Origin of the sequence: Streptomyces laculatispora (assembly GCF_017353455.1) — a bacterium.
GTDB classification, from domain to species: Bacteria; Actinomycetota; Actinomycetes; order Streptomycetales; family Streptomycetaceae; genus Streptomyces; species Streptomyces laculatispora.
Genome location: NZ_JAFMPZ010000345.1, coordinates 1 through 5,634, shown reverse-complemented (window position 1 = coordinate 5,634; position 5,634 = coordinate 1). Strand labels below are relative to the sequence as shown.

The window sequence follows — 5,634 nt, the reverse complement described above, 5'->3', positions numbered from 1 at the left end:
ACTCGCGGCAGCGGCCGCCGCGCTGGCCGAGGCCGGGCGCCCGGAGGACTGCGGCCGGCTGCTGCGCCAGGGTGTCGCGCGGCCCGCCGCGGAGATCGCCGATGCCGTGGCCGCGCTGGACCGGGCCGGCCGGGGCTCCCAGGCGCAGGCGCTGCTCGGCGCCTTCGTCCGGGTCCGGACACCGCAGGACGCGGCCAGGATCGCGGAGCGCGATCCGCGCCATCTCGTACCGCAACTGCTGGCGGCGGCCCGTGGGGTGTCCGAGGCGCGGGAGCGGGACGTGGTGCACGCGCTGAGGGTCGCGGGGATCGGTTAGCGCCCGCGGGGCTCGCCCCCGCTCCCCGGGCTGGACCGCACGGGTGTGAAACATGATCGACTCCGCTGGTTCACGGCGATGGTCTTGCCCCGCTGTGTGACGGGGCTTACGTTCTCCTCTACGCACGTGTCTACGGGCGTAGAAACTGCCAAGAGGCTCTCTGACGCCGCGTCGAAGGAGCAGCTCATGTCCCAAGTCGTACGCGCCGCACTCGTCCAGGCGACCTGGACCGGCGACACCGAATCCATGATCGCCAAGCATGAGGAGCATGCCCGCGAGGCCGCCCGGCAGGGGGCCGGGATCATCGGCTTCCAGGAGGTGTTCAACGCCCCCTACTTCTGCCAGGTGCAGGACCCCGAGCACTACCGCTGGGCCGAGGCCGTGCCCGACGGCCCGACCGTGCAGCGGATGCGGGATCTGGCCCGGGAGACCGGCATGGTGATCGTCGTCCCGGTCTTCGAGGTCGAGCAGTCCGGCTTCTACTACAACACCGCCGCCGTGATCGATGCCGACGGCTCGTATCTCGGCAAGTACCGCAAGCACCACATCCCGCAGGTCAAGGGATTCTGGGAGAAGTACTACTTCAAGCCCGGCAACGCCGGCTGGCCGGTCTTCGACACCGCGGTGGGCAAGGTCGGCGTATACATCTGCTACGACCGGCACTTCCCCGAGGGGTGGCGTCAACTCGGGCTCAATGGAGCCCAGTTGGTGTACAACCCGTCGGCGACCTCGCGCGGCCTCTCCGGCTACCTCTGGCAGCTGGAACAGCCGGCGTCCGCCGTCGCCAACGAGTACTTCATCGCCGCGATCAACCGTGTCGGCCAGGAGGAGTACGGCGACAACGACTTCTACGGCACCAGCTACTTCGTGGACCCGCGAGGCCGGTTCGTCGGCGACGTGGCCAGCGACAAGGCCGAGGAACTCCTCGTCCGCGACCTCGACTTCGGGCTCATCGACGAGGTCCGCCAGCAGTGGGCGTTCTACCGGGACCGCCGCCCCGACGCGTACGAGGGACTGGTGGAGCCGTGAGCGGCCTGCACCATCGCCACCTCGCCGTCAGCCCCGACTGGATGGCGCTCTACTACCGGCACCCGCTGGAGATCACCCATGGCGAGGGCCGGCACGTCTGGGACGCGGAGGGCAACCGCTACCTCGACTTCTTCGGCGGCATCCTCACGACCATGACCGCCCACGCACTGCCCGAGGTCACCAAGGCGGTTGCCGAACAGGCCGGGCGGATCATCCACTCCTCCACGCTCTATCTGAACCGGCCGATGGTGGAGCTCGCCGAGCGCGTCGTCGCCCTCTCCGGCATCCCGGACGCCCGGGTCTTCTTCACCACCTCCGGTACCGAGGCGAACGACACGGCGCTGCTGCTCGCCACCACGTACCGCAGGTCGAACCAGATCCTCGCGATGCGCAACAGCTACCACGGCCGGTCCTTCTCCGCCGTCTCCATCACCGGCAACCACGCCTGGTCGCCCACCGGCCTGTCACCGCTCCAGACGCTGTACGTGCACGGGGGCGTCCGCAGCCGCGGACCGTACGCGCACCTGAGCGACGGGGAGTTCATCGCGGCCTGCGTGGCGGACCTGGAGGACCTGCTCGGCCACACCCGGGACGCCGCCGCGCTGATCGCCGAACCCATCCAGGGCGTGGGCGGGTTCACCTCACCGCCCGACGGGCTGTACGCGGCGTTCCGCGAAGTCCTGGACCGGCACGGCATCCTGTGGATCTCCGACGAGGTGCAGACCGGCTGGGGGCGCACCGGTGAGCACTTCTGGGGCTGGCAGGCGCACGGGGGCAGCGGCCCGCCGGACATCGTCACCTTCGCCAAGGGCATCGGCAACGGCATGTCGGTCGGGGGTGTCATCGCCCGTGCCGACGTCATGAACTGCCTGGACGCCAACTCCATCTCGACGTTCGGCGGCTCCCCGGTCACCATGGCCGCCGGCCTCGCCAACCTCTCGTACCTCCTCGAACACGATCTCCAGGGCAATGCCCGCCGGGTCGGCGGCCTGCTCATCGAGCGGCTGCGGGCGATCGCCGCCGGTTCGGAGTGCGTCCGGGAGGTGCGTGGCAGGGGCCTGATGATCGGCATCGAACTGGTGAAACCCGGTACGGACGAGGCGAACCCCGAAGCGGCGTCGGCCGTCCTGGAGGCGGCCCGTGAGGGCGGCCTGCTCCTCGGCAAGGGCGGCGGCCACAACACCAGCGTGCTGCGCATCGCCCCGCCTCTCTCGCTCTCCATCCCGGAGGCGGAGGAGGGTGCCGCGATCCTCGCCGACGCGCTGCAAGCGGCGGGGTGAGCCCGCGGGGGTGCGGTGCTCCCGGTACCTGCGAGGGGGCGCCGCCGACGCGGCGCGCCCGTCGCGGCCGGACAGGGCCGATTCCGCCGCAACGGCTACCGTCCGACGCGGTCGAACTTCACGCGACCCCCGTTGTTCTCGTCGTCGGTGCCCCAGCTGGCGTGCCGGCCCGGCAGGAAGGCGAGGGCCTCGATCTTCCGGTTGTCCCGCTCGGTGAAGAGGTTCAGCGGAGTCGGTTCGGGCTTCGGCTTCAGGCGCAGCACCGCGTCATGGGCCGCGTTGACGGTGAGCCGGCCGGGTTCGTAGACGGCGGAGGCGAACGGCCCGTCGCCCGCGTCCGTGCCCGAGGCCGACGACACCATGACGGTGCCGTCCGGCAGGATCTTCAGGTCGCTGATCTGCCGCACGTCGCCCCGGTCCGGGAACGGCACGGCGAACTCCTGCCGCGCGCTGACGGTGCCGAAGTCCGGGCCGTACGCACCGATGCGCACCGAGGAGGCGTGCACGACGGCCGGCCGGTCGCCGCTGCCCCGCGTCGCCCACACGGCGAAGGTCCTGCCCGACCTGTCGCGGTGCGGTGCGAAGCTCGCGTAGTCGTCGCCGTCGCGCCGGCCCGGCAGCGCGACCGGACCGGCCTGGAGAGTCGCCCGGCCGTTCGCCACGACGATGCGGAAGGCGTCGCCCCCGCTCGACACGGCGATGTAGTGACCGGGGCGGCTGGGGACCGCGTCGAGCGCCTCCAGGCCGGCGGGGAGCGTGCCGGACCACGGGAGTTCCCTGACGACCGGGTCACGGCCCGGCCGCAGACGTACCGTCGCCACCCTGGACTCGCGAGCCCCCGTGCTGCCCCTTACGACGACGGCGTCGGCCAGGCCGTGGCCCACGGGCGCCCCCTCGGCCGCCGCCATGCCGCTCACCCCGCCCAGGACGCCGGAGCCCACCCGCTGCCGGCCGTCGGACGGACCGGCGGCCCCGGCGGCCGGGGGAGCGGCGGCGAGGCAGGCGCAGAGGACCTGCCGGTGCGCCCGCCGACCGCCCGGCCCACCGGCGTATACGACCCGGCCCGGCGCCGCACCCGCGCGTTCGAACCGTGCCGCGCACTGGGCCGGTGGAGTGCCGGACGGGTGAAACGGAAACGTCTTCAGCGGTTAGCCGCAGCGGTATTGCCACAGTGGGCAACCCACTTCTACGTTCTTCACCACGCACTGGTCTACGTGCGTAGACCCATTCCGCCACAGTGAGGAGGGGTACATGAGCCGCACCGTCATCCACGGCGGCCTCGTCATCACCGCATCCGACGAGATCCATGCCGATGTACTCGTCGAGGGCGGCCGCATCGCCGCTCTCGCCGCGCACGGCACCGACGCCGCAGCGAGCTGGACCGCCGACCGGACCATCGACGCCACCGGTAGATACGTCATCCCGGGCGGCGTCGACGCGCACACCCACATGGAGATGCCCTTCGGCGGCACCTTCGCCGCGGACACCTTCGAGACCGGGACCCGGGCCGCGGCCTGGGGCGGCACCACCACGATCGTCGACTTCGCCATCCAGTCGGTGGGGCATTCCCTGCGCGAGGGGCTCGACGCTTGGTACGCGAAGGCGGACGGCAACTGCGCCATCGACTACGCGTTCCACATGATCCTCGCCGATGTGAACGCCTCCTCGCTCAAGGAGATGGACCTGCTGGTGGCGGAGGGCGTCACCTCCTTCAAGCTGTTCATGGCCTACCCCGGCGTCTTCTACAGCGACGACGGCCAGATCCTGCGGGCCATGCAGCGGGCCGAGTCCAACGGCGGCCTGATCATGATGCACGCGGAGAACGGCATCGCCATCGACGTCCTGGTCGAGCAGGCGCTCGCCGACGGCCGCACCGATCCGCGCTACCACGGAGATGTGCGCAAGGTGGCGCTGGAGGCCGAGGCGACCCACCGGGCCATCCAGCTCGCCCGCGTCGCCGGCGCCCCGCTGTACGTGGTGCACGTCTCCGCCGACGAGGCCGTCGCCGAGGTCGCGGCGGCCCGCCACAAGGGCCTTCCCGTCTTCGGGGAGACCTGCCCGCAGTACCTCTTCCTCTCCACTGACAACCTCGCCGAGCCCGGCTTCGAGGGCGCCAAGTACGTCTGCTCCACGCCGCTGCGGCCCCGGGAACACCAGGAAGCGCTGTGGCGGGGCCTGCGGAACAACGAGCTCCAGGTCGTCTCCACCGACCACTGCCCCTTCTGCTTCTCCGGGCAGAAGGAGATGGGCCGCGGCGACTTCTCGAAGATCCCCAACGGAATGCCGGGCGTCGAGAACCGGATGGACCTCCTGCACCAGGCGGTCGTCGACGGTCACATCTCCCGCCGCCGGTGGATCGAGATCGCCTGCGCCTCGCCGGCCCGGATGTTCGGCCTCTACCCGAAGAAGGGCACCATCGCCCCCGGCGCCGACGCCGACATCGTCATCTACGACCCGGCCGCCGAGCAGACCATCTCCGCCGAGACCCACCACATGAACGTCGACTACTCGGCGTACGAGGGAAAGCGGCTCACCGGACAGGTGGAGACCGTGCTCTCGCGCGGTGAGGTCGTCATCGACCGCCGCACGTTCACCGGCCGCGCCGGCCACGGCATGTACACCCCGCGCGCCACTTGTCAGTACCTGGACTAGGAGCATCTGGCATGGACTTCGGACTCGTCCTGCAGACCGACCCGCCCGCCTCGGCCGTCGTCGGCCTGATGCGCCGCGCCGAACGCAACGGCTTCCGCTACGGCTGGACCTTCGACTCGGCGGTGCTCTGGCAGGAGCCCTTCGTCATCTACAGCCGCATCCTCGAACACACCGAACGCCTCGTGGTCGGGCCCATGGTCACCAACCCGTCCACCCGCACCTGGGAGGTCACCGCCTCCACGTTCGCCACCCTCAACGACATGTACGGCAACCGGACGGTCTGCGGTATCGGCCGCGGCGACTCGGCGATGCGGGTGGCGGGCCGCAGCCCCAACACCCTGGCCAGGCTCGGCGAGG

General features: G+C 71.0%; 5 protein-coding genes and 1 pseudogene. 5 read left to right on the top strand and 1 reads right to left on the bottom strand.

Annotated elements, in window-relative coordinates; all coding sequences use genetic code 11:
- From J1C73_RS18570 to J1C73_RS18560, 3 genes and pseudogenes are all read left to right on the top strand, one after another.
- A pseudogene (locus tag J1C73_RS18570) lies at window positions 1-316 on the top strand (hypothetical protein); the annotation flags it as partial.
- 186 nt (window positions 317-502) lie between these two features.
- Entirely contained in the window at window positions 503-1,345 is an 843-nt protein-coding gene (locus J1C73_RS18565; RefSeq protein WP_207317389.1) for a nitrilase-related carbon-nitrogen hydrolase, read from the top strand.
- On the top strand, window positions 1,342-2,625 hold the full coding sequence (locus J1C73_RS18560) for an aspartate aminotransferase family protein (protein ID WP_207317388.1): 1,284 nt from the start codon (window positions 1,342-1,344) through the stop codon (window positions 2,623-2,625). Before J1C73_RS18565 ends, J1C73_RS18560 begins: the two co-directional genes overlap by 4 nt.
- Before the next feature lie 95 nt (window positions 2,626-2,720).
- Here the strand turns inward: J1C73_RS18560 and J1C73_RS18555 are convergent, their stop codons facing one another.
- Window positions 2,721-3,533 (bottom strand): hypothetical protein, encoded by an 813-nt coding sequence (locus J1C73_RS18555; RefSeq protein WP_207317387.1) that lies wholly within the window; start codon window positions 3,531-3,533, stop codon window positions 2,721-2,723.
- Window positions 3,534-3,876: 343 nt separating this feature from the next.
- On the opposite strand from J1C73_RS18555, the gene hydA reads away from it, so the two are divergent.
- The gene (hydA, locus tag J1C73_RS18550) at window positions 3,877-5,277 is read left to right on the top strand and encodes a dihydropyrimidinase (protein WP_207317386.1); all 1,401 of its coding nucleotides are present in this window, start codon (window positions 3,877-3,879) and stop codon (window positions 5,275-5,277) included.
- Between the two features lie 11 nt (window positions 5,278-5,288).
- The coding region (locus J1C73_RS18545) for an LLM class flavin-dependent oxidoreductase (protein ID WP_207317385.1) at window positions 5,289-5,634 on the top strand (346 nt) is incomplete at its 3' end.